The 2,543-nt window shown below is 49.0% G+C and carries 2 protein-coding genes; one reads left to right on the plus strand and one right to left on the minus strand.

The genetic code is table 11. From position 1 onward, the window contains the following. A partial coding sequence (locus AKL11_RS03375; protein ID WP_067515175.1) for a helix-turn-helix domain-containing protein occupies positions 1-453 on the minus strand: 453 nt, incomplete at its 3' end. Between the two features lie 14 nt (positions 454-467). Here AKL11_RS03375 and AKL11_RS03380 point away from each other — a divergent pair. Further along, positions 468-2,456: a beta strand repeat-containing protein gene (locus AKL11_RS03380; RefSeq protein WP_067515176.1), complete on the plus strand. Its 1,989-nt coding sequence runs from the start codon at positions 468-470 to the stop codon at positions 2,454-2,456. Positions 2,457-2,543 lie beyond the last annotated feature (87 nt).

Here is a 2,543-nt window from a genome sequence, read left to right on the forward strand (position 1 = left end):
AAGGCTTAAGTTCGTTTTTTTTAAAGATTCATGGATGGTGCTTCTGGATATTTCATCAATGTACTCCAGCTCGATCATCTTGTCCCTGAGGAGGTTTAACGTCCATCGCGCGTTTCCTTTTGGMSGTGCAGAACAGGTCAGAGCGATAAGGTGAGCCTCTAACTCACCATCCATTTTCCGTTTTCCTCCATGACGACTGTGCTTGCTATTGATCGCAACCTCTAATCCTTCCTCAGCAAGGCGTTGACGAAGACGACAGATAGTGAGCGGTTTCACGTTGAAGGCTTTAGCTGCCTGCTCATGGGTAAGCGGCGAGCGATTTTCATCGATGGCGAGCAAAATTTGTGCGTGGCGTTTTTTGTGTTGCGCAATTATTGGTTTTTCTTGTTTGATTAAAGCCTCAAGCATTGAGCGTTCATCATCACTTAAACGAACATGGTATTTAACGTTCATGACGGCTCCATCTTTTGTTGCAGTGGAGCTGTCAGGATAATACAAAATTCAGTCTATCATTTGACGGTGGATGGAGTACTAGTGATGCCCCGACCATAGAGGCAGCTACCGATGTCACCGGCGGCATTACTGAAATGGACGACAACGCTGCAGGTGAGTTGACAACAACCCTCTCTGACAATGGCAGTTTCACTATCGCCGATGTGGATCTGACGAACACCCAATCTATAAACTTCACTTCTGCCAGCGCCGATTACCTCGGTGATTTCTCCATCGACTTGGCGGATGACACCACCTCGGATGGTTCAGGCCGCGTCAATTGGAACTTTGATATTGCTGACAGCGTGATTGATGATCTGACAGAAGGGCAAACCCTGACCCAAACCTACACGGTCACCGTTACCGATGACGACGGTGCTTCAGTAGATCAAGACGTCGTTATTACGATCACCGGCACTAATGATGCCCCCACCATTGAAACTGCCACTGATGTCACGGCAAGTATTACAGAGATAGAAGATGGCACTGCCGGAGCTGGCACCGTTTCTCATTCTGAAAGCGGCAACTTTACCATCGCGGATGTCGAGCTTGCTGAAACTCAGAGTGTTGCGTACTCCGCCGCTGATAGTAATTATGTCGGTACACTCAACGTCTCCGTAGGAGATGACACACTCGGTGATGGTACCGGGCGTATCGACTGGGACTTCTCTGTAGACGACAGCGCTCTGGAGCTCCTCGCAGAAGGCGAGACCGTGAATCAAACCTATACCGTCACCGTCACTGACAGTGCCAGCGGTACCGTGGATCAAGACATCGTTATAACGTTGACCGGTAGCAATAACGAAGCCCCAACGATTGAGGCGACCACCAAAGTCACCGGCGGCATTACCGAGCTCGATGAAAATGCGGCCGGTGAATCCACTACAGAGTTGAACGACAATGGTAGCTTTACAATTGCAGACACCGATCTCAGCAATACCCAGAGCGTCAGTTACGCAGCCGCTGGCAGTAGTTATCTGGGTAACTTCAGCGCTACTGTTGGCGACGATACGGTTAATGATGGATCCGGTCGAATTGACTGGGACTTCGCTGTTGCCGATAGCGCGTTAGACTATTTAGCGGCCGGTGAAACGCTGATACAAACCTATACCGTCACAGTATCCGATGGCGATGGCGGTACTGTCGATCAGGATATCGTCATCACCCTGACCGGTACGAATGATGATCCGGAAATCACTTCCTCGACCACCAGCGGCAGCATTACCGAGCTCGCTGATGGAGCCGCCGGCGAACGGACCGCAACATTATCAGACAATGGCAGTCTTGCCTTCGACTACGTAGACCTCAGCAACAGTCACACAGCATCTTACGCCTCGGCAGCCAGCGGTTATCTGGGCAACTTCAGCATCAACACGAATAACCCCAGTGGTAACAACTCTGGCAGTGTCGATTGGAGTTTTGAAGTGTCTGATGGTGATATCGATTATTTGGCTGACGGTGAAACTCTCAATCAGACCTATACCATTACCGTCTCCGATGGTGAGGGCGGCACCACCGAACAAGATGTAGTGGTTACTATTACAGGTACTAACGACAGACCAACAATACAATCCGTCAATGATGTCAGTGGCAGTGTCACAGAAAGCGCAGACAGGTCTGCCAGCGAAAACTCGGTAACCCATAGTGATAATGGCAGCTTCACCATCGCGGATGTTGACTTATCTGATGCTCAGTCAGTATCCGTTACTCCAGCAGGCTCAGGCTATCGAGGTAACTTCTCTCCCGCTCTTGGTAGCTCTGGTGACGGAACTCAACAAATTAACTGGTCTTACAGCGTCGACGACAGTGCTCTTGATAACCTCAATGCGGGTCAACTGACACAAACGTATACTGTTACTGTGACGGACAGTAGTGGCGATACTGTCAGTCAGAATGTGTCAATTAACCTTAATGGTACTCAGGATGTCAGCGACCTCGTTCGTCATAAACCAAAACTCATTTGAAACATACGGTTCTAAATGAGCAGATAAATTGATCCAAAGCATGAAACGAAAAACGATTCAAGACGTATAATTACAGATCATTTTTTG

This window comes from Endozoicomonas ascidiicola (genome assembly GCF_001646945.1).
GTDB lineage: Bacteria > Pseudomonadota > Gammaproteobacteria > Pseudomonadales > Endozoicomonadaceae > Endozoicomonas > Endozoicomonas ascidiicola.